A 20,797-nucleotide genomic window follows, 5' to 3' on the forward strand; every position below is an offset into this window, starting at 1 on the left:
CGGAGGGCGGGATCGAGGCCGGTGGCCGGGGAGGGCAGGCGCGTGGCGGAGCAGCCGGAGTACGTCAGGACCGAACGGCCGCTGATCGAGCAGCTCACGGCGATGGGCTGGACCCATCTCCGGGGCGGCCCCACCGCCGGACCCGCCACCGCGCCGGGCGCCTCGGACCGTACGAGCTTCGAGACCGTCGTGTACGCGGACCGGTTCAAGGCCGCCGTGGCCAGGATCAACCCGAGGCCGTCGGACGGGAATTCCTGGCTGAGCGACGCACAGCTCGACCACCTCCTCGCCCTGGTCCAGGGCACCGCGCCGGGGCAGGGCCCGAAGGAACGCGGTGTCGCCGGGAACCTGGAGGTGACCGACCTCCTGCGCAAGGGCCGCAACGCCCGCACCCTGCCGGGCTGGACGAAGGGCGACCCCGAACACGTACGACTCGTGGACTGGGACGGCGAGTTCGGGGAGCAGCCGGACACTCCCGGTGGTGGCAATGACCTGCTCGTCGTCTCCCAGTTCCGGGTCGAGCGGAAGGATGCTACTCCCGTCACGCCCGACCTCGTGCTGTTCGTGAACGGGCTGCCCTGGGTGGTGATCGAGTGCAAGGCGCCTGTGGTGTCCGGCCCTCAGGGAGACGTGCGGGCCGCCCTGGACGACGCCGTCGACCAGGTTCTCCGGTGCGCGGGCGTCAACTCCCCGACCGCGGTACCCGAATTCGTCCGCTTCGCTCAGGTCCTGGTCGCCACCGACCGCGACCACGCCGAGACCGGCACGGTCACCGCCGAACCCCGGCACTTCGCCCCCTGGCGCACGGTCGCGCCCGTGAGTGAGGACCGTGTACGCGGGGAGGTGGGCAAGCCCGCGTCGGCAGCCCTCACCGACCAGGAGATCCTCGTCGCCGGGATGCTGCGCCCTGCCCATCTCCTCGACCTGGTAAGGGACTTCACCACCCGGCTCGGCAGCGGACACCGTACGGTCAAACTGGTCGGCCGCCACCAGCAGTTCAAGGCGGTGAAGGCGCTCACGCGGAAGCTGGAGGAGCGGGACAGGAAGGCGGCGGCCGGCGTGGCCGTCAGCCACCGGGGCGGTGTCGTCTGGCACACCCAGGGCTCCGGCAAGAGCCTGACCATGGCGTTCCTCGTCCGGCACCTGCGCAGCCGTCCCGCTCTGAAGTCGCACAAGGTGGTCGTGGTCACCGACCGCATCGACCTGGAGAAACAGATCCGGGCGAGCCTCACCGCCACCGAGGAGAAGGTGCACCGCGCGCCGAGCGTCAAGCGGGCCAGAAAGTACCTGGAGGTGGACGTCGGGGACGTCGTCCTTGTCACCTTGCAGAAGGCGCAGCGCGACGACACGGCGTACGACGGCCGGGAGGAGTCACTGCCCGACGCCGCCCCCGCCGACGATGACGAGGACAGTGCCGAGGGCGAGGGGTACGTACAGAACCGGGTGGCCAATCCCCACCACCACGTCGTCGTCCTCATCGACGAGGCCCACCGGGGCCAGGACAAGTGGCAGCACGCCCGCTGGCGGGCCATGCTGCCGCGCGCCGCCTTCGTCGGCTTCACCGGCACCCCGGTGATCAGCAGCAACCGCAGACGCAGCGAGGAGATCTTCGGCCCGTACGCCGACACGTACACCCTGCGCGACGCCGAACTCGACCGGTCCGTCGTACCCGTCCGCTACGAGGCCTACGCCGTACCGCTCGAGGTCATCGAACAGGCCGCCCTCGACGCCCGGTTCGACGAGAAGGTGCCGTCCGATCCAGAGCTGCGGGCCAAGGTGCTGCGCAGGTTCGGCCGCCGCAAGGAGATCCTGGAAGCCCCTTCGGTGATCGAGGCCAAGGCCGAGCACATGCTCGGCCACTGGGCCCGCACCGCGTTGCCCGACCGCTTCGGGGCGCAGATCGCCACCGTCTCGCGGCTGGCCGCGGTCCGCTACCGCACCGCGCTGCTCGCCGCCCGCGACCGGCTGGTCGCCCGCCTGGACGCGCTCGACCCGGCCCTGATCGCCGACCCCATGGCCGCGCTCGAAGCCGACGACGAGGAGCGGGCGCTCCTCATGCTCCTGCCGGATCGCGAGGTACTGAGAACGCTCGACGCGGCCGTCGTCGTCTCCCCGGCCGGGCAGGGCGGCAGCGACCCGGAGGCATGGCGGCCGTGGATCACCAAGAGCCACCAGGACGCGCACATCGAACGCTTCAAGAAGGGACTGCCTCCGCGCGACATCACGGCCGACCCGGCATGGAACGTCAGGACGCACGGGCTGCAGCCGTCAGGCGTCGGCACCCCGGCGAGCGGCGGCCAGGTGTGGAACGTCGATCTCGACCTGCCCGCGGACAGCGGACCGCCCGCGCCGCCGGACACGGAGGGCAGCGCGCCACCGGAGACCATGGCCTTCCTGGTGGTCCAGTCGATGCTGCTCACCGGCTTCGACGCACCCGTCGAGCAGGTCCTCTACCTGGACTGCAAGCTGTCCGGCGCGGGACTGCTGCAGGCCGTGGCACGCACCAACCGGCCCTACCCGGCCAAGAAGTGGGGCCAGGTCGTCGACTACGTCGGCATCGGTCCCGAACTGGCCCGCTCGCTCGCCTCATACGACCAGGAGCACCTGCGGCACGTGCTCGGCTACCGGAACGTATCCGTGGACCACCTCCAGCCGGACTACCAGGGGCCGCAGCCCGACGGCCGCAGCCCGGACCGGGACGGACTGCTGCTGCGGTCCGACGCCGCCGCCAAGGCCCTCCTGGAAGACCTCGGGGCGAAGGTCACCCGCTTCCTGGCCGGGCAGAACGTCACCGACCCCGGCGACGAGTCGCAGTGGGAGGACTTCCTCGGCGAACGCCTCGACGACCCGCTGCGGCGCGGCGAGTTCGACGAACGCGTCCGCGACTTCCTGACCGCGCTCAACGCGGTCCTGCCGGACCCGGAGGCACTGAAGTACCGTGATCTGGCGGGCCAGTTGGGCACGTTGCAGTACATGGCCAGACGCCGCTACCTCGACGGCCGTGAACAGTTCAGCCCGCGCCGCTACGGGGCCAAGGTCCGGCAGCTCATCTCGCAGCACATCGAGACCACTGGGATCCGGCAGCGGATCCCACCCGTCGAACTCACCGATCCGGAGTTCATGGAACGGGTCGACGCGAATGCCGACCCCCGGGCGCGGTGCTCGTACATGACGGGCTCGCTGAAGCTGCGCATCACCGCGAAGCTCGGCGGCGACCGGGCGGGCTACCAGCGGTTCAGTCTCCGGCTCGAAGAGATCATCGCGCGGATGCGGGACGACTTCGAGCAGGCCGCTGCCGACCTGAAGCGCCTGGTCGGGGACGTGGTCGCGGCGGAGCGGGAGCCGGAGAACGACGACGCTCTCGACTCCCGGACGGAACGGCTGGTCCTCGGACTGCTCCAGCAGCACGCCGAAGAAGCCGGGCGGGAACCTTGGCCGCCGGGCACCGACCTGATCCGGGCGGCCCGCGGTCTTACCAGGGAGATGTCCGCGCTCGTCCGGCGTCCGCAGATACACACACAGGTCGCTGCCCGTAACCGCATGCGCAGCGAACTCTGCGAGCACCTGGAGATCTGGCTCGAGATGGACTGGGACGACATCGGCGACCTCGCAAGCCATCTGGCAGAGCTGGCCGTGGAGAGGTATGAGTACTTCCTCGGATACCAGCCGCGCGACGAGGCGGACCGCGGGGACACCTGACGCGGTGACCGCTGATGACTGCCAGGCAGGGTGATGTCGTTGCCGGATGGTAGGAAGAGCGGGTGAGCACCGTCGTCGAACAGGCCATCGCTGATCTGCCCGTGCCCAGGGGGTGGCGGTGGGATGTCGTCGTGCGGCCACGGCGCCGCACCCTCGGCATCGAGATCGCCGAGGACGGCCGGGTGCTCTTCGCGATTCCCGCGGGCGCAGATCCCAAAGAGATCGCCGACGCGGTGCGTGGCCGCATGCCGCGTCTCGCCGCCGAGGTCCGCCGCCGTCAGGACCTGCGGGCGGCCGAACCGGTCAAAGACCTGATCGGGGGCGAGGGCTTCGCCTACCTGGGCCGCCGGTACCGGCTCAAGCTCACTCCCGACGACGGCAGCAGTCACGTACGACTGCGACAGGGATGGCTGGAGCTGCCCCGATCGCGGTCGGCCGCCGCTGATGCGGGGCCCCTTGTGGAGTGGTACAGCAGCCGCGGGGAACGCTGGCTCGCTGCCCGGCTTCAGCCGCTGGTGTCACTGGCCGGAGTGCGTGATCCGGCAGGCATCGAGGTTCGGGACCTCGGCCGTCGCTGGGGTGCCTGTTCCCCTGAGGGTGCGATCACCGTGCACTGGGCGGTGATACAGCTGCCGGTCGTCCTGGTGGACCTCGTCCTGATCCATGAGCTCTGCCACCTCAAGCACCCCGGCCACGGAGCGGCTTTCCGACGGGCCGTCCGGCTCGCGCTACCCGACGCAGACGTGCGCGAACGGCAGTTCGCGCAGGAGGAGCCGCGACTGTGGCGCGGAGCTGTCTCCTCGCCACGGCACTACTCGCCCCTGAAGAAGTCCTGGCCTGCCTCTGGGTTGTCCTCTGGGGAAAGCTGGTGAGGGCCGGGCCATGGCCGCGACAGTGGAGGCGGGTCGTTGCGGCCGGGGGTGGGGCGGTGTTGGTCCTCGACATCTCCCCGGTCGACAACACGGTCACGGTCGGCCCGGCGGCCGCCCTGGACGTCACCGCCCTGCGCGCGATCAAGCCCCGCTGGTGCGGCACCGCCCCCACCGGCCCCGGCACCTACACGGCCCAGCTCCGCGCCCACGGCGGCGAGACCGAGGTCGCCGCCGAACTGGTCGACGGCACCCTGGAGGTCACCTTCGCCGAGCCGGTCCGCGGCGTGGCCCCCGGCCAGGCGATCGTCCTGTACGACGGCACGCGCGTGGTGGGCTCGGCGACGATCTCGACGACCACGCGCGCGACGGCCGGCGTGGCCTGAGTGGTCGTACGTACGGCTAGGCCCCGAAGAACCCGGCCAGCACCGGGCCGAGGACCTGCGGTTCCACCATGTGCGTCTGGCCGGGCAGGGAGCGGTAGGTGCCCCGCGGTGCCGCCTCCGCGATCGCCTGCGCGGCCTCCCGCATCCACGCGGGGCTCGCGCCGCCCGCGACCGCCAGCAGCGGTACCTCGATGGACGCCAGCCGCTCGCGCGGCACCCCTCCGTCCCCGAGCACCGCGGCGTCGTACGCGAGGCTCGGTGCGAGGGACTCCATGCCGGGCCACATGGGGGACTGGCGGGCGCCCTGGATCATCGTCTCGGCGAGCCCGGTGAGCCGGAGGAACAGCTCGACGGCGTCCCCTCGCCGCCCCTCACCGAGCGCCTCGGTCAGCCGCTCGGTGTACGTGGCCCACTCCGCCTTCCCGCCCTCGTACACGGCGAACGGTGTCTCGTACACGGCCACCTGACGCACCGGCAGCCCGCTCGCCGCCGCCTCCAGCGCCAGCGCGCCGCCCGAGGAGACCCCGCACAGCGCCGCCTCGCCGCCCGCCGCCTCGATCAGCACCCCGAGATCCTCGACCTCGCGGGCCACGTCGTACGGCGCCTTCTCGCCGCTCCCGCCACGGCCCCGGCGGTCGTACGTCACGACAGTGAACCCGTGCCCCGCCAGGGACTCGGCCAGGGGGGCCAGGGTGGCGCCCGTGGACATCGCGCCGCTGACGAGGACGACCGCCGGGCCGTCACCGGTGCTCTCGTACGCGAGGGAGGTGCCGTCGCGCGAAAAGGTCTTGTGTCCCATGCCCGACAGACTGCCATCGGGCACCGGACTAATCGGTCACAACACCTCTACTTCGTAGAAGCACAGGTGGTCCTTGATCCGGGCGACGTCCGGCTTGGGGCCGGGGTACGCCCACACCAGGTCCGCGGCGTCCGGCAGCGACCAGTAGGAGGCCGTGCCCTTGAAGGGGCAGTACGTGCGGGTGTCGGAGGGTGTCAGCAGGTCGAGCCGTACGTCCTCGGCCGGGAGGTAGTAGCGCACGGGACAGCCGGTCTCCCGCAGGACGAGCGGGCGGTCGCTCTCCGCGAGGACCTTGCCGTCGTGGACGACCCGCACGCGCCGCGTGCCCTGCTCGATCGTGATCGTGTGTCCATCAGCCATGGTTGGTGCAGCGCGCGTGGGGCGCCGGTTCTTCCCACATACGGTTGTCGCATGCGAATCTGCGTCTTCCTCTCCGCGGCCGATCTCGACGAGCGTTACACCCGCCCCGCGCGGGAGTTCGCGAACCTGCTGGGCAAGGGCGGACACACGCTCGTGTGGGGCGGCTCCGACGTGGGGCTGATGAAGGTGGTCGCCGACGGGGTGGAGCAGGCGGGCGGGCGGCTGCTCGGGGTGTCCGTGGACTTCCTCGCCGCGAAGGCCCGTCCGGGCGTCGACGAGATGCTCGTCGCCCGGGACCTCGCCGAGCGGAAGAAGCTGCTGCTGGAGAACGCCGACGCGGTGGTCATCATGGTCGGCGGTACGGGGACCCTCGACGAGGCCACGGAGATCCTGGAGCTGAAGAAGCACGGGCACACGGACAAGCCGGTGGTGCTGCTGAACACGGGGGGCTTCTACGACGGCCTGAAGGAGCAGTTCCGCCGTATGGAGGACGAGGGGTTCCTGCCCCGGCCGCTGACCGACCTGGTGTTCTTCGCGGAGGAGCCGGTGGGGGCGCTGGCGTACCTGGAGGAGAGCCAGGGCGTGGAGTGACGGCGCTGTGGTGCGACGATGGCCGGTATGGCTACTCATGTGATCACCGGGGCCGGTTCCGGCATCGGCGCGGCCGTGGCGCGTCGGCTGCACGCGCGCGGGGACGAACTTGTGCTGCACGCGCGTGACGCGGGGCGGGCGAAGGAACTGGCGGCGGAGTTTCCCGGGGCGAGGACGCTGGTGGGTGACCTGTCGGACCCCGACAAGCTGTCGTGGGCGTTCTCGCACCAGTCGCTTCCGGACCGGGTGGACTCGCTGCTCCACATCGCGGGTGTGGTGGACCTGGGGAGGGTGGGCGACCTGACCCCCAAGACCTGGCGCCACCAGCTGAACGTCAACCTCATCGCCCCGGCGGAGCTGACCCGCCACTTCCTGCCCCAACTCCGGGCCACGCGCGGCCACGTGGTGTTCGTGAACTCGGGCGCGGGTCTGAACGCGCACGCGGACTGGTCGGCGTACGCGGCCTCGAAGCACGGCCTGAAGGCCCTGGCGGACTCCCTCCGCCACGAGGAACACGGCAATGGCGTCCGGGTGACCTCGGTCTACCCCGGCCGTACGGCCAGTCCCATGCAGGCGAAGGTCCACCAGCAGGAGGGCAAGGAGTACGACGAGTCGCAGTGGATCGACCCGGAGTCCGTGGCGACCACGATTCTGATGGCGATCGACCTGCCCAGGGACGCGGAGGTCAACGACCTGACGGTGAGGCCGGGCCGGTGACGCCGCTCAGCTTCGCCCCCGCCACCGGCATCGGCTCCCTGCCCGGCGGCGACGCCCGTGAGGCCGCCAAGACGGTCACCGGATCCATCGAGGACTTCCCGTTCCTCGCCGAGCTCCCCGCCCGCGGCCCCGGCGCGGACATGATCGGCCGTACCGCCGGAATGCTCGTCGAGCTGTACGCACGCGTGGAGCCCAGCGGATGGCGGCTCGGGGACCGGCCGGGACGGGACACCAAGCGGGCCAGGTCCTGGCTCGGCGAGGACCTCGACGCGCTGGAGGAGTTCACCCGGGGATACGAGGGGCAGCTCAAGGTCCAGGCCGTCGGCCCCTGGACCCTCGCCTCCGCCCTGGAGCTGAGGAACGGCGAGTCCGCGCTCTCCGACCCCGGTGCCTGCCGCGACCTCACCGCCTCCCTCGGCGAAGGCATCAGACTCCACCTCGCCGAGGTCCAGCGCCGCATCCCCGGCGCCCAACTCGTCCTGCAACTCGACGAACCCTCCCTCACGGCAGTGCTCCGCGGCCAGGTGAAGACCGCCAGCGGGTATCGGACACACCGGGCCGTGGACCGTCAGATCGTGGAGGCCGCGCTGCGCGAGGTCGTCGGGGTTCACGCCGGCGGTCCCGTCGTGGTCCACTCGTGCGCACCGGACGTCCCCTTCGCCCTCCTGCGCCGGGCAGGCGCCACGGCGGTCTCCTTCGACTTCTCGCTCCTCACCGAGCGTGACGACGACATGATCGGCGAGGCGGTGGAGGCGGGCACCCGGCTGTTCGCAGGTGTCGTCCCGGGCACGGACGGCCCATTGTCAGACCCTGCCGGTAGCGTCATGGGTGTCAGGACGCTGTGGCGCAGGCTGGGGCTGCGACCGGGGCTTCTCGCAGAGTCCGTCACGGTCGCCCCGGCGTGCGGACTCGCGGGCGCTTCCCCGGAGTACGCCCGCAAGGCCCTCGCCCACTGCGTCCGGGCGGCGAGATCCCTCGCGGACAACCCAGAGTAACGGGAGGACAACACGGTGGCCGGCGACAAGCAAGCGGAGACGACGGTGCCCGCCGAGGCGCGGGAAAAGCACGCCAAGCTCGCTGAGCAGATCGAGGAGCACCGCTTCCGTTACTACGTGAAGGACGCTCCGGTCATCAGCGACGCGGAGTTCGACAAGCTCCTGCGCTCGCTCGAAGCGCTGGAGGACGAGTACCCCGAGCTGCGCACGCCCGACTCACCGACCCAGAAGGTCGCGGGGGCGTACGAGACGGAGTTCACGGCCGTCCAGCACCGCCGGCGCATGCTCTCCCTGGACAACGCCTTCGACGACCTGGAGCTCGCCGCCTGGGCCGAGCGCGTCCACAAGGACGTCGGCACCTCCGCGTACCACTTCCTGTGCGAGCTGAAGGTCGACGGCCTCGCCGTGAACCTGACGTACGAGCACGGACGGCTCACCCGCGCGGCGACCCGCGGCGACGGCCGCACCGGTGAGGACATCACGCCCAATGTCCGTACGATCGCGGAGATTCCGGACCGGCTGATTGGCGACAGCATCCCGGACCTCGTCGAGATCCGCGGCGAGGTCTACTTCCCGATGGAGAAGTTCGAGGAGCTCAACGCCCGGCTGGTCGAGGCCGGCGACAAGCCCTTCGCCAACCCCCGCAACGCCGCCGCCGGTTCGCTGCGCCAGAAGGACCCGCGCGTCACCGCCACCCGCCCGCTGCACATGGTCGTCCACGGCATCGGCGCCCTGGAGGGCTTCGACGGCCTCACCCGCCTCTCCCAGGCGTACGACCTGCTCAAGACCTGGGGTCTGCCCACGGCCCGGCACAACAAGGTGGTCGGCGAGCTCGACGGCGTCCGGGAGTTCATCGCCTACTACGGCGAGAACCGCCACTCCGTGGAGCACGAGATCGACGGAGTCGTCGTCAAGCTCGACGAGATCCCCCTCCAGGGCCGCCTCGGCTCCACCTCCCGCGCCCCACGCTGGGCCATCGCGTACAAGTACGCGCCGGAGGAGGTCAACACCAAGCTGGTCAACATCCGCGTGGGCGTGGGCCGTACGGGCCGGGTGACGCCGTACGCCCAGGTCGAGCCGGTGACGGTGGCCGGTTCGGAGGTCGAGTTCGCGACCCTGCACAACCAGGACGTGGTCAAGGCCAAGGGCGTGCTCATCGGCGACACCGTGGTGCTGCGCAAGGCCGGTGACGTCATCCCGGAGATCCTCGGCCCGGTCGCCGACCTGCGCGACGGCAGCGAGCGCGAGTTCGTGATGCCGAGCGAGTGCCCCGAGTGCGGTACGGCGCTGCGGCCCATGAAGGAGGGCGACGTCGACCTGCGCTGCCCGAACGCCCGGACCTGCCCGGCCCAGTTGCGCGAGCGCCTGTTCTACCTCGCCGGCCGCAAGTCGCTGGACATCGAGCACTTCGGATACGTCGCCGCGGCCGCGCTCACCAAGCCGCTGGAGCCCGAGGACCCGCCGCTGACCGACGAGGGCGATCTGTTCGACCTCACCATCGAGCGGCTGCTGCCCATCAAGGCGTACGTCCTCGACCAGGACAGCGGCCTGCCCAAGCGTGACCCGAAGACCGGCGAGGAGAAGATCGCGACGGTCTTCGCCAACCAGCAGGGCGAGCCGAAGAAGAACGCGCTTGCCATGCTGGAGAACATCCAGGCGGCCAAGGAGCGCCCGCTCGCGCGCGTCCTCACGGGCCTGTCGATCCGTCATGTGGGCCCGGTCGCCGCCGAGGCGCTGGCCCGTGAATTCCGCTCGATCGAGCGGATCGAGCAGGCGAGTGAGGAGGAGCTGGCGGCCACCGACGGTGTCGGCGCGATCATCGCCGCCTCGCTCAAGGAGTGGTTCGCGGAGGAGTGGCACCAGGAGATCCTCCGCAAGTGGCGGGCGGCCGGTGTCCGTATGGAGGAGGAGGGCTCCGGCGAGGACCAGGGCCCACGCCCGCTCGAAGGGCTGACCGTGGTCGTGACCGGCACTCTGGAGCACTTCACCCGGGACGGCGCCAAGGAGGCGCTGCAGACCCGTGGAGCGAAGGTGACCGGTTCGGTTTCGAAGAAGACGTCCTTTGTGGTTGTGGGTGACAATCCTGGTTCGAAGTACGACAAGGCGATGCAGCTCAAGGTGCCTGTTCTGAACGAGGACGGCTTCAACGTCCTGCTGGAACAGGGCCCCGAGGCGGCGGCCGAAGTCGCGCTTCCGACCGAGGAGTAGTGAGAAGTAGCGGTTGAAGGCCACCCGATCGGCGCATACCAGATGCATACGGGTGGCCGGGGCGCATTCGGGCAACCGTCGACGACCGCTGCCCGTGGAAGCCTTCTGCGGCCTACTGTTGAGATGTGCGCCTGCCGTGCCCAGCTGCGGTTGGGGCATTCCCTTGCTCTTGATGAGCCGGGGGAAGGGTTTTCCAACGCGGTGCCGCCCAGGGTTGTCGGGCATCGGGGCCGCGTGGCGTGGGCACCGCCGGCTGTGAGAGGGACGGGAATGGAACCGACCGAGAGCGCCGCCCCGGACTCACGGCTGCGCCTGCGCCGGTTCACCGGCGCCTGGCGGGCGAGCCGTTGGTCCGGGTGGGCCGCCGGGCGTCCGGGCGCCGCCGGACCGCCCGGCGCGGACGGCCGTGGCGCCGCGCAGCTCACCGTCGAGCGCGCTCCCGGTCTGCCGGAGAACGAGACCGAACGGCACCTGTCCTGGCCCGCCCTGCCCGCCGCCGTCGTCGCCGCGGCCGGCTTCGTCCTCGGCGCCGGCTTCTACCACACCTTCACCGGCGGCCACGCCCTCTTCCCATCCGGCACCGTCGGCTGGTCGCTCGCCGTGCTCACCGGCATCATCGTCGGCCATCTCGTCGCCCTCGGCCGCGCCCGCTGGTGGGGCGGCACCGGCTCAGGCGCCGCCCTCACCCTCGCCGTCCTGATGCTCTATGGCTGGGTACCCGCCGGCATGGTCAGCCTCACCGTCGTCGTGCTGGTCGGCATAGCCCGCCGCCACCGCTGGCGGCAGGGCGTTCTGCACGGCTCGGTGGACATGCTCGGGATCGCCGCCGGCGCCCTGGTGCTCGCCGCGTTCGGCCGGGTGCCGTCCGTCGAGACCCCGTGGGACCCCGACACCTGGACCTTCTACACCGCCCCCGAAGTGGTGCTGGTCGCCGCCGCCTACCTCCTGGTCAGCCGCACCCTGCTGTGGTATCTGCACGCCCCGCGCACCGGAGGACTGCCCACCGTCGCCCGCACCGCCCTGCTCAGACAGGGCCTGGTCGCGGTCGCGCTGCTCGGTATCGCCCCGCTGGTCTGCGTCGTCGCCATGGCCAAGCCGGTGCTGCTGCCGCTGTTCGCCATTCCGCTGATCGCCCTCGACTCCACCCTGTGGATAGCCCGGGCCCGCGCCGAGGAGCAGCTCCGCGACCCGCTGACCGGGCTGCCCAACCGGGTGTGGCTGCTGGAGCGCATCTGGACCGCGCTCGACGACGCCGAGCGGATCGGCGCCCGGTCCGCACTGATGCTGATCGACCTGGACCGGTTCCGATCGGTCAATGACACGCTGGGTCATCTCGCCGGTGACCGGCTGCTGCTCCAGATAGCCGACCGGCTCCGGCTGGCGCTGCCCCGCGGGGCCGAGGCCGCGCGCCTGGGCGGTGACGAGTTCGCCGTCTTACTGCCGGTCGCCGACTCCACGACGTCCGCGACCCGGGTCGCCCGCAGTCTGGTCGCCGACCTCAGCTCCCCCCTCGACCTCGACGGCCTCACCCTGGTCCTGGAGGCCAGCGCCGGAGTCGCCGTCTTCCCCGACCACGCCCTGGACGCCGAGGGCCTGCTGCGCCGCGCGGACGTGGCGATGTACCAGGCCAAGCGGGACCGCACGGGCGTGGAGGTGTACGAGTCCAAGCGGGACTCCAACACCCCGGACCGCCTCGGTCTCCTCGGCGATCTGCGCCGGGCGCTCGACGCGCACGACGTGCAACTGCACTACCAGCCCAAGGTCCGCTTCGACGGACAGGTGGCAGGCCTGGAGGCGCTGGTCCGCTGGGTGCACCCGGAGCGCGGGAAGGTGCCGCCTGACGAGTTCATAGCCATCGCCGAGTCCTCCGGGCTGATGCCCTATCTCACCGAGTACGTGCTGGACACGGCCCTCGCCCAGGTCGCCAAGTGGCGGGCCCAGGGCCTGCATGTACCGGTCGCCGTCAATGTCTCCCCGCGCGATGTCCATACCCCGGGCTTCGCCGGATCGGTCGCCGCCCGGCTCGCCCGCCACGGCGTCCCGGCGGGCTCGCTCCAGCTGGAGATAACCGAACACGTCCTCCTGGAGGACCCGCAGCGCGCCGCCGACACCCTCGCGGGCCTGACCGGGCACGGCGTGAAGATGTCCCTGGACGACTTCGGCACGGGCTATTCGTCTCTCGTGCACCTCAGGCGGCTCCCGGTGAGCGAGCTGAAGATCGACCGTTCGTTCGTGGCCCGGCTCGCTGTGGACACCGAGGACGCCGAGATCGTCCGCTGCACGGTGGATCTGGCCCACTCCCTCGGGCTGCTCGTGGTCGCCGAGGGAGTGGAGGACGACGAGACCTGGGAGCGGCTGCGCGACCTGGGCTGCGACGCCGTACAGGGGTGGCTGGTCGCGGCGGCGATGCCGCCCGAGGAGACGACCGCGTGGTTGCGGGCGCGGGGGTCGCGGGGGTGGCAGCGGCCACGGGCGGCTCTGCCGGCGGCCGACTAGAAGTGTCCTGAAGATCTCGCTTGGGCCGCCCCGATCGCCCAGGTTCGCCCGCAAAAGTCGATCGGGGCAATCCGGTGCAAGGCGGGCGCGTTTTCAAGATTCTCAGTGGTCTCCTAGGCTTCTTCGTCGCCGACTCGCCGCGGGGTGTTCTCGCCGTTGGCGGCTGCGGGTTCGTCGTGGCTCGTCGCGCCGTTCCCCGCGCCTCTGTCGGGACGCTCTCGAAACCGTTTCACCGGCATGGGCCCCCGCCCCATAGGATTGGGCCCAAACCACACACACTCACCCCAGAGGATCGCTGCATGCCTGGCATCACGCGCGAGGAGGTCGCCCACCTCGCCCGGCTGGCGCGTCTGGAGCTGAAGCCCGAAGAGCTTGAGCACTTCGCGGGACAGCTGGACGACATCATCGGCGCGGTCGCACGCGTCAGTGAGGTCGCCGACCAAGACGTACCGCCGACCTCGCACCCGCTCCCGCTGACGAACGTCATGCGGGCGGACGAGGTCCGTCCGTCGCTCACCCCCGAGCAGGCGCTCTCCGGCGCCCCGGCCCAGGAGCAGCAGCGTTTCAAGGTGCCGCAGATCCTGGGGGAGGACTAATCGCCATGACGGACATCATCAAGCTCACGGCCGCCGAGACCGCCGCGAAGATCGCCTCCGGCGAGCTCACCGCGGTCCAGGTCACCGAGGCCCACCTCGCGCGCATCGAGGCCGTCGACGAGAAGGTGCACGCCTTCCTGTACGTCGACCGCGAGGGCGCCCTCGCCCAGGCCCGTGCCGTCGACGAGAAGCGGGACAGGGGCGAGAAGCTCGGCCCGCTGGCCGGTGTGCCGCTCGCGCTCAAGGACATCTTCACCACCGAGGGGATCCCGACGACCGTCGGCTCGAAGATCCTTGAGGGCTGGATCCCGCCGTACGACGCCACCCTCACCAAGCGTCTGAAGGCCGCCGACGTCGTCATCCTCGGCAAGACCAACATGGACGAGTTCGCCATGGGGTCGTCGACCGAGAACAGCGCCTACGGCCCGACCGGCAACCCCTGGGACCTCACCAAGATCCCCGGCGGCTCCGGTGGCGGCTCCTCCGCCGCGCTGGCCGCGCACATGGCCCCGCTCGCCATCGGCACCGACACCGGCGGCTCCATCCGCCAGCCGGCCGCCGTCACCGGCACGGTCGGTGTGAAGCCGACGTACGGCGCGGTCTCCCGCTACGGCATGGTCGCCTTCTCCTCCTCCCTCGACCAGGGCGGGCCCTGCGCCCGTACGGTCCTGGACGCGGCCCTGCTGCACGAGGTCATCGCCGGGCACGACCCGATGGACTCCACCTCGATCGACGCCCCGGTCCCGCCGGTCGTCGAGGCCGCCCGCAACGGCAGCGTCGAGGGCATGCGCGTCGGTGTCGTCAAGCAGTTCCGCGGCGAGGGCTACCAGGCCGGTGTCATCCAGCGCTTCGACGAGTCCGTCGCCCTGCTCAAGGAGCTGGGCGCCGAGATCGTCGAGCTGGACTGCCCGTCCTTCGACCTCGCGCTCTCCGCGTACTACCTGATCGCGCCCTCCGAGTGCTCCTCCAACCTCGCCCGCTTCGACGGCCTGCGCTACGGCCTGCGCAGTGGAGACGACGGCACGCACTCCGCGGAGGAGGTCACCTCCCTCACCCGTGAGGCGGGCTTCGGCCCCGAGGTCAAGCGCCGCATCATGCTCGGCACCTACGCCCTGAGCTCCGGCTACTACGACGCGTACTACGGCAGCGCCCAGAAGGTCCGTACGCTCATCACGCGCGACTTCGAGAAGGCGTTCGAGCAGGTCGACGTGATCGTCTCCCCGACGACGCCGACCACCGCCTTCGCGATCGGTGAGCGCGCCGACGACCCGATGGCGATGTACCTCGCCGACCTCTGCACCATCCCGACCAACCTGGCGGGCAACGCGGCCATGTCGCTGCCCTGCGGTCTCGCCCCGGAGGACAACCTCCCGGTCGGCCTCCAGATCATCGCCCCGGCGCTGAAGGACGACCGTCTTTACAAGGTGGGCGCCGCGGTCGAGGCCGCCTTCGTGGAAAGGTGGGGGCACCCGCTGATCGAGGAGGCTCCGTCGCTGTGAGCGCACTGACCAAGGCCAAGGGCTTCAAGAAGTCCAAGTCCGGTACGTACCTGTCCATCGCCGGGACCGCGTTCGGCGCGATCGGCGTCGCCAAGCGGCTGAAGAAGGCCCGCGCCGAGAAGGACACGCTCGTCCTGATCGACGCCACCGTGTCCGCCGTCGCCATCGTCACCGGCCTCGCCATCCTCTACCGCGAGCTGAAGCGGCTGGGCGACGACGACGTCCTGCTGGGCTGAGAGGGAACTTTCACCGTGACCACCACGACCGACCTGGTGTCGTACGAGGACGCGCTGGCGTCGTACGACCCCGTCATGGGCCTTGAGGTCCATGTCGAACTCGGCACCAAGACCAAGATGTTCTGCGGCTGTTCGACCGCGCTCGGTGCCGACCCGAACACCCAGACCTGCCCGGTCTGCCTCGGCATGCCCGGCGCGCTCCCGGTCGTCAACGCGACCGGCGTCGAGTCCGCGATCAAGATCGGTCTCGCGCTGAACTGCGAGATCGCCGAGTGGTGCCGCTTCGCCCGGAAGAACTACTTCTATCCGGACATGCCGAAGAACTTCCAGACCTCCCAGTACGACGAGCCGATCGCCTTCAACGGCTACCTCGACGTACAGCTGGAGGACGGCGAGACCTTCCGCGTGGAGATCGAGCGCGCCCACATGGAGGAGGACACCGGCAAGTCGACGCATGTCGGCGGTGCCACGGGCCGTATCCATGGCGCCTCGCACTCGCTGCTGGACTACAACCGCGCCGGCATCCCGCTCATCGAGATCGTCACCAAGCCGATCGAGGGCGCCGGCGAGCGTGCTCCCGAGGTCGCGCGGGCGTACGTCCGTGAGCTGCGCGAGCTCATCAGGGCGCTCGGCGTCTCCGAGGCCCGGATGGAGATGGGCCAGATGCGCTGCGACGTGAACCTCTCGCTGCGCCCCAACGGCACCGAGAAGTTCGGGACGCGTTCCGAGACGAAGAACGTCAACTCGCTGCGGTCCGTGGAGCGTGCGGCCCGTTTCGAGATCCAGCGGCACGCGGCTGTCCTCAGCAGCGGTGGCACGATCATCCAGGAGACCCGCCACTTCCACGAGGACACGGGGTCGACGACCTCCGGCCGGGTGAAGGAGGAGGCCGAGGACTACCGGTACTTCCCGGAGCCCGACCTGGTGCCGGTCGCCCCGACCCGCGAGTGGGTCGAGGAGATCCGCGCGGGGCTGCCCGAGCTGCCGCTGGTGCGCCGCAACCGGCTGCGTGAGGAGTGGGGGATCTCCGCGACCGACATGCAGTCGATCCTCAACGCCGGCGCGCTGGACCCGATCCTCGCCACCATCGACGCCGGTGCCGACGCCGCCTCGGCCCGTAAGTGGTGGATGGGCGAACTGGCCCGTAGCGCCAACGAGTCGGGCAAGTCGCTCGACGAGCTGGCGATCACCCCGGCGCAGGTCGCCCGGGTCACCGAGCTGGTCGCGAAGGGTGACCTGAACGACAAGCTGGCCCGGCAGGTCATCGAGGGCGTCCTCGCGGGCGAGGGCACCCCGGACGAGGTGGTCGACAAGCGCGGTCTGAAGGTCGTCTCCGACGAGGGCGCCCTGACCACCGCCGTCGAGGAGGCCATCGCCGGCAACCCGGGCATCGCGGACAAGATCCGCGGCGGCAAGGTGGCCGCGGCCGGCGCCCTGGTCGGCGCGGTCATGAAGGCCACCCGCGGTCAGGCCGACGCGGCCCGCGTCAAGGAGCTGATCCTGGAGAAGCTGGGCGTCAGCGAGGGCTGAGAACCGGACAGGGAACGGCCCCCGGAGGCAAGTGGCGGGTTCTAGCGATCCCCGCAACACCCTGGATTCAGGGAGTTGCGGGGATCGTGGGTTTTGAGGGCTTGAAGGCGAGGTTCTTCGAGGCGCTGGATCGGGAGGACGGCGGTGTCTCGGGTGCTGCTCGGGCGGTCGGGGTGAACCGTCACACGGCGGCCGCGTGGGCGCGGAAGGCCGGTGTCCGTGGTCGTGGGAAGCCGGGGACCAGTGGGCATCCGGGGCGGGCGGAGTACGACCGGCTTCGCGCGTCGGGGGTCAGGCGCTCGGTGAGACTGCTGTGCGGGGTGCTCGGTGCGGTGTCTGACATGGGTGAACGGGCTCCTTGAATCCTTCGTGACGGACAGGGGTACGCAGGAGCTCGGTCGCACCTTCAGACAATGCACCTCCATGGTCGGCCGGACCCCCGAGCCAACTACCTGGCGCCCCCGTCCCGCACCCGATTTCTCAGCGGGACCCGCTACGCTCGCCCGCCATGAGTGGATGCCCCGATGCCGAGCACCCCGCGGACATAGCCGAGGCGCACGAGGTGCACGACGCGCGACGGGCCCGCTGGACGGCTGCCGCGGCCGGCGCGCTGCTGACCCTGGCCGGCCTCGCCGCCTCGACACTCCGCGCCACCGGTTCCGCCCCGGCCCTCGTCCCGGCCGCCTACGCCCTCGGTGCCGTCGTCTGCGGTCTGGCGGCCTTCCTCGGTTCCCGGGGCCGTACCCGGCGGGCGCTGTGGCTGCTGGTCGCCGGGGTGACGGTGATGGCGTTCGGAGACCAGTTCGACTGAGGTGACAATGCGGCCGTTACTGTCCTGTGATCTGCCTCCCACTCCTGTGAATAAGCCCACGAACGCATTAAAGGATCACTTTCACCTGCAAGAGTGGTCTTCGCATTGCTCATGCGTTCTTTGCGGGCTGTTCACCACATGAACGACTGTTCCCGGTCAAAGATCCATAAATCGCACCCCTGGGAGCAAGGTTCGTGGCAGCCCTCGCACGCTGGTGTGTCCAGCGCCGCCTCGTCGCCGTACTGCTGTGGCTCCTCGCCTTCGGCGGGGTGACCGCGGCGGCCGTCGCCACGGGCACCGCGTACTCCAACGACTACGAGGTCGCCGGCACCGAGTCCGGCCGCGCCACCCAGCTCCTCCAGGACGGCTTCCCGGGCCTCGGCGGCGACAGCGACACCGTCGTCTGGCGCACCGACTCCGGCACCGTCCGCGCCGCCGACGTCCAGCAGACGATGAACCGCACCCTGGACGAGATCGCCGAGCTGCCCGGGGTGGCGTCCGTGGCGGGCCCGTACGACGGCCATGGCGCGACACAGATCAGCGAGGACGGCCGTACCGCCTACGCCACGGTCACCTTCGAGGACCGGGCCGAGAACATCGACCGCGGCCAGGCCCAGGCGGTCGTCGACGCCGCTGCCGAGGCCGAGGCCGACGGGCTCCAGGTGGAGCTCGGCGGCACCGCGGTCGGGCTCACCGAGTCCTCCGGCGGGCCTCTCGCCGAGGTGGTCGGCGTGGCCGTCGCCGCGGTCGTCCTCTTCCTCGCGTTCGGCTCGCTCGCCGCCTCCCTGCTGCCCATCGCCACCGCCCTGGTCAGCGTCGGCACCGCCTACGCCGGGACCGTGCTGCTCGGGCACGCCATGACCGTCGCCGACTTCGCGCCCATGCTCGGCATGCTGATCGGGCTCGGCGTCGGCATCGACTACGCGCTGTTCATAGTGACCCGGCACCGGCGTGGTCTGAAGCGCGGACTGCCCGTCACCGAGTCCATCACCAACGCCGTCGCGACCACCGGACGCGCGGTCGTGTTCGCGGGTGCCACCGTTTGCATCGCGCTGCTCGGCATGCTGATCCTGCGGCTGAACTTCCTCAACGGCGTCGCCATCGCGGCCTCGCTGACCGTGGTGCTCACCGTCGCGGCCTCCGTGACCCTGCTGCCCGCCCTGCTCTCCTTCATCGGCATGCGCGCTCTGAGCCGCCGTGAGCGGCGCAGGCTGGTCGAGCACGGTCCCGAACCCGAGCTGCCGACCGGGCTCGCCGCCCGCTGGTCGGCGTTCGTCGAGCGCCACCCCAAGCTGCTCGGCGCCCTCGCCCTCGTCGTCATCACGATCCTCGCGCTGCCCACGCTCTCCCTGCGCCTGGGCACCTCCGACCAGGGCAACAACCCGCAGACCGCCACCACCCGGCAGGCCTACGACCTCCTCGCCGACGGCTTCGGCCCCGGAGTCAACGGCCCGCTGACCCTGGTGACGCACGTCGACGGCGGCGACGACAAGCTCGCCCTGGACAACCTCGACGCGACCCTCCGCTCCACCGAGGGCGTCGCCTCCGTGACCCCGGTGACCTTCAACTCGACGGGCGACACCGCGTACCTCACGCTCGTGCCCGAGTCCTCCCCGCAGTCCCAACGGACCAGCGACCTCGTCGAGCGGCTGCGCTCCGAGGTGCTGCCCCGCGCGGAGACCGGCACCTCGCTCGATGTGCAGGTCGGCGGGGTGACGGCGGGCTACGACGACTTCGCCGACGTCATCGTCGGCAAGCTGCCGCTGTTCGTGGGCGTCGTCGTCGGCCTCGGCTGTCTGCTGCTCCTGCTGGCCTTCCGGTCCATCGGCATCCCGCTGAAGGCGGCCGCGATGAACATCGCCGCCGTCGCCGCCTCCTTCGGCATCGTCGTCGCCGTCTTCCAGTGGGGCTGGGGGAGCGAACTGCTGGGGCTCGGCCGCGCCGGGCCGATCGAGCCCTTCCTCCCGGTGATCATGGTGTCGGTGCTCTTCGGGCTGTCCATGGACTACCAGGTGTTCCTGGTCAGCCGGATGTACGAGGAATGGCTGGAGACCGGCGACAACCGGCGGGCCGTGCGGATCGGCCTCGCCGAGACCAGCCGGGTGATCAACTCCGCCGCGGTCATCATGATCTCGGTCTTCCTCGCCTTCGTGCTCAGCGGCGACCGGGTGATCGCCATGTTCGGCATCGCGCTCGCCGCCGCCGTCGCCCTGGACGCGTTCGTCCTGCGTACGCTCCTGGTGCCCGCGCTGATGCATCTGCTCGGCGGCGCCAACTGGTGGCTGCCACGCTGGCTGGATGCCCGGCTGCCGCGGATCAGCATCGAGGCGCCTGAGGCCCGCGCCGCCCATGAGAGGCTGGCCGCCGCGACGGACGCCGAGGTGGCGGACGTACTGGCGAAGGAGCAGCGGCAGGATGTACGCGATATCGCTGGGTGACGACGGCGCCGAGCTGCGGCCCCTGGAGCCCTGGCACGCCGAGGAGTTCCTCGCGCACCTGGAGCGGGGCCGGGAGTTCATCAACCAGTACGTCCCGTTCGGCTCGAAGGCCAAGGACACCGCCGGTGCCCGCGAGGTCCTCCAGCGGTACGCCGACATGCGGGCCGCCGACACCGGGTCCCTGCACGGCCTGTGGCTGGACGGGAAGCTCGTCGGCGGGGTGCTCTTCCTGAACTTCGACGCGGAGAGCCGCAACTGCGAGGTCGGGTGCTGGCTGGAGCCTGCCGGGACCGGACGGGGGCTCGTCACGCGCGCGATGCGGGTGCTCCTCGACTTCGCGTTCGGTGAACGCGGCATGCACCGCGTGGAGTGGCACGCGGCGGCGGCCAACGAACCCAGCATCAATGTGGCGCGGCGGCTCGGCATGACCCGCGAGGCGGTGCTGCGGGAGAGCTACCCTCATCGGGGCGTACGCCACGACACCGAGGTGTGGGCGGCCCTCGCCCCCGAGTGGCACGACGCACGCGCGCGTACCGCTCACAGGGATCATTAAGAAACCTCTCAGAC

Annotated in this window: 17 protein-coding genes and 1 pseudogene; 15 read left to right on the top strand and 3 right to left on the bottom strand. The window is 70.8% G+C overall.

Annotation, left to right across the window (positions count from 1 at the left end; all coding sequences use genetic code 11):
- Positions 1-42: 42 nt before the first annotated feature.
- From RMT89_RS15695 to RMT89_RS15705, 3 genes and pseudogenes are all read left to right on the top strand, one after another.
- Positions 43-3,699: a type I restriction endonuclease gene (locus tag RMT89_RS15695; RefSeq protein ID WP_315884380.1), complete on the top strand. Its 3,657-nt coding sequence runs from the start codon at positions 43-45 to the stop codon at positions 3,697-3,699.
- Between the two features lie 62 nt (positions 3,700-3,761).
- Entirely contained in the window at positions 3,762-4,571 is an 810-nt protein-coding gene (locus RMT89_RS15700; protein WP_315884381.1) for a YgjP-like metallopeptidase domain-containing protein, read from the top strand.
- Between the two features lie 56 nt (positions 4,572-4,627).
- Positions 4,628-4,954 (top strand): annotated as a pseudogene (locus tag RMT89_RS15705) (aminomethyltransferase beta-barrel domain-containing protein); the annotation flags it as partial.
- 16 nt (positions 4,955-4,970) lie between these two features.
- Here RMT89_RS15705 and RMT89_RS15710 read toward each other — a convergent pair.
- On the bottom strand, positions 4,971-5,753 hold the full coding sequence (locus RMT89_RS15710) for an alpha/beta fold hydrolase (RefSeq protein ID WP_315884382.1): 783 nt from the start codon (positions 5,751-5,753) through the stop codon (positions 4,971-4,973).
- Between the two features lie 36 nt (positions 5,754-5,789).
- Positions 5,790-6,113, bottom strand: coding sequence for a DUF427 domain-containing protein (locus tag RMT89_RS15715; RefSeq protein ID WP_315884383.1), 324 nt, complete (start codon positions 6,111-6,113; stop codon positions 5,790-5,792).
- Between the two features lie 51 nt (positions 6,114-6,164).
- On the opposite strand from RMT89_RS15715, the gene RMT89_RS15720 reads away from it, so the two are divergent.
- The 9 genes from RMT89_RS15720 (at position 6,165) to gatB (ending at position 16,981) form a co-directional block, all read left to right on the top strand.
- Complete coding sequence (locus RMT89_RS15720; protein ID WP_315884384.1) at positions 6,165-6,704, top strand: TIGR00730 family Rossman fold protein; 540 nt, start codon at positions 6,165-6,167, stop codon at positions 6,702-6,704.
- An 18-nt stretch (positions 6,705-6,722) separates the two neighbouring features.
- Positions 6,723-7,421 carry an SDR family oxidoreductase gene (locus RMT89_RS15725; RefSeq protein ID WP_315884385.1) on the top strand — a complete coding sequence of 233 codons (699 nt, stop codon included), beginning with the start codon at positions 6,723-6,725 and terminating at the stop codon, positions 7,419-7,421.
- Positions 7,418-8,416: a methionine synthase gene (locus tag RMT89_RS15730; RefSeq protein WP_315884386.1), complete on the top strand. Its 999-nt coding sequence runs from the start codon at positions 7,418-7,420 to the stop codon at positions 8,414-8,416. Before RMT89_RS15725 ends, RMT89_RS15730 begins: the two co-directional genes overlap by 4 nt.
- Positions 8,417-8,431: 15 nt before the next feature.
- Complete coding sequence (gene ligA, locus RMT89_RS15735) at positions 8,432-10,624, top strand: NAD-dependent DNA ligase LigA (RefSeq protein ID WP_315884387.1); 2,193 nt, start codon at positions 8,432-8,434, stop codon at positions 10,622-10,624.
- Positions 10,625-10,894: 270 nt separating this feature from the next.
- Complete coding sequence (locus RMT89_RS15740; RefSeq protein ID WP_315884388.1) at positions 10,895-13,120, top strand: EAL domain-containing protein; 2,226 nt, start codon at positions 10,895-10,897, stop codon at positions 13,118-13,120.
- Between the two features lie 299 nt (positions 13,121-13,419).
- Entirely contained in the window at positions 13,420-13,716 is a 297-nt protein-coding gene (gatC, locus tag RMT89_RS15745; RefSeq protein WP_007384860.1) for an Asp-tRNA(Asn)/Glu-tRNA(Gln) amidotransferase subunit GatC, read from the top strand.
- A gap of 5 nt (positions 13,717-13,721) precedes the next feature.
- On the top strand, positions 13,722-15,215 hold the full coding sequence (gene gatA, locus RMT89_RS15750) for an Asp-tRNA(Asn)/Glu-tRNA(Gln) amidotransferase subunit GatA (RefSeq protein WP_315884389.1): 1,494 nt from the start codon (positions 13,722-13,724) through the stop codon (positions 15,213-15,215).
- On the top strand, positions 15,212-15,451 hold the full coding sequence (locus tag RMT89_RS15755; protein WP_124439028.1) for a hypothetical protein: 240 nt from the start codon (positions 15,212-15,214) through the stop codon (positions 15,449-15,451). The genes gatA and RMT89_RS15755 overlap by 4 nt, the downstream gene beginning before the upstream one ends.
- Before the next feature lie 15 nt (positions 15,452-15,466).
- Positions 15,467-16,981: an Asp-tRNA(Asn)/Glu-tRNA(Gln) amidotransferase subunit GatB gene (gatB, locus tag RMT89_RS15760; RefSeq protein WP_315884390.1), complete on the top strand. Its 1,515-nt coding sequence runs from the start codon at positions 15,467-15,469 to the stop codon at positions 16,979-16,981.
- A 181-nt stretch (positions 16,982-17,162) separates the two neighbouring features.
- Here the strand turns inward: gatB and RMT89_RS15765 are convergent, their stop codons facing one another.
- Entirely contained in the window at positions 17,163-17,324 is a 162-nt protein-coding gene (locus RMT89_RS15765; protein WP_315884391.1) for a hypothetical protein, read from the bottom strand.
- Between the two features lie 165 nt (positions 17,325-17,489).
- Here RMT89_RS15765 and RMT89_RS15770 point away from each other — a divergent pair, with 165 nt between their 5' ends.
- The 3 genes from RMT89_RS15770 to RMT89_RS15780 all read left to right on the top strand — a co-directional run bounded on the left by RMT89_RS15770 (position 17,490) and on the right by RMT89_RS15780 (position 20,783).
- Positions 17,490-17,792, top strand: a complete 303-nt coding sequence (locus RMT89_RS15770) for a hypothetical protein (protein WP_315884392.1) — start codon at positions 17,490-17,492, stop codon at positions 17,790-17,792.
- Positions 17,793-17,986: 194 nt separating this feature from the next.
- On the top strand, positions 17,987-20,230 hold the full coding sequence (locus tag RMT89_RS15775; protein WP_315884393.1) for an MMPL family transporter: 2,244 nt from the start codon (positions 17,987-17,989) through the stop codon (positions 20,228-20,230).
- Positions 20,208-20,783, top strand: coding sequence for a GNAT family protein (locus tag RMT89_RS15780; protein ID WP_315884394.1), 576 nt, complete (start codon positions 20,208-20,210; stop codon positions 20,781-20,783). The genes RMT89_RS15775 and RMT89_RS15780 overlap by 23 nt, the downstream gene beginning before the upstream one ends.
- The last annotated feature ends 14 nt before the right edge of the window (positions 20,784-20,797 follow it).

The sequence above is a fragment of the Streptomyces sp. P17 genome (assembly GCF_032436805.1).
GTDB lineage: Bacteria > Actinomycetota > Actinomycetes > Streptomycetales > Streptomycetaceae > Streptomyces.